Below are 1271 nucleotides of genomic sequence, written 5' to 3' on the forward strand. Positions count from 1 at the left end.
ACCCCAAGCCTAGGCTTGGGGTTTGTTGGTTCTGGCTTGATTGTTATGTACACTATACACAATCGTATATGGACAAAGAGATATAAAAAAGTGAATAGTAAACTGGAAGTATATTAATTAAATTAAAGGCAACCAATACGGTTGCCTTTATTTATATACTTAAATGTTTTACTATTTGGGCACGAGCAAGATGCTCACGCTAACGGAGGCTTGGGGTTAGATGACTAAGAACTTAAAGATACAAAGCTACTCGCCAGTTACCGCCTCTTTAATTTCTTGTCTTGCATCTTTCTTTAAAATGTCAATAATATATTTTTGAACAGTTGTTTTATCTCCTGAAGGAGCCTTATCAACGAGTAAACGAATTCCTATTTCGGTTAAAGCCTCATTAGATTCTTTTATATTTATACCTTTATCTGCAGATATATCAATAAATGATTTTAAAATATTTTTAGCCATTTTATTTTTAAATAATGCCTGTACTGCCGCATCAGAAATATCCACTTCTTTTATGTTTCCTTTAACTAATGCCTGTCCTAAAACATCCATAACCCCTTCACCTACGGATGACTGAAGAAGCTTTAATGCTTTGCTTGATAGTTTAAAATTAACCCCTCCAAACATATACATTGAGGCTTCTCTGACATTTTCCACAGTTGCAATGTAATTTTTGTCTCGAAAATCCATATCCTCATCTGCTTGGGGTAATATAGGGTTATATTTCTTAACAGCTTTCCATATTAGACCTTTATCTCCATGAGGAATATTTTCAACAGTATTATTATATTCATATACGGGATAACTTCCAGTAAGATCTACAAATAAAACCCCTGTTTTTGGAGTAAGAACATAATGGGTGTCATCTATTTTTTGATGTGAAAGATATTCTTTTTTACCAAAAAATACAGCTTTATCTCCATAGAAAGAAATTTGCTTATAATAACTTACCTGAATACTTAGCCAGTCTTCCGATTTGAATTGAGAGCGGTTTTGTTCTGACCATCCATATTTTTCTCCATTATATATCATAATTCTTTCTTCTAGACCTTCTAGTTCTCCATAAGCAATTACTTTATTACCACTAAAACTATAGGGAGTATAATGTGGATAACGAGGAGACAATGGGTCTACCGCAAAGAACCTACCAATTCTAGGGTCATGCATCCTATATTTAAAGTTATAACTATTCCCTTCACCTTTAATTTCATTATCTTTTTCCTGCCCCTGGAACCCATACCTATAATCGGTTCCGTTATAGAAACGGTTCGGCA

At 33.8% G+C, this 1271-nt stretch carries 1 pseudogene; it reads right to left on the reverse strand.

Annotated elements, in window-relative coordinates:
• Positions 1-246: 246 nt before the first annotated feature.
• Positions 247-1271: pseudogene (locus tag Q763_RS18005) on the reverse strand (hypothetical protein); the annotation flags it as partial.

The organism is Flavobacterium beibuense F44-8, assembly GCF_000769915.1.
GTDB lineage: Bacteria > Bacteroidota > Bacteroidia > Flavobacteriales > Flavobacteriaceae > Flavobacterium > Flavobacterium beibuense.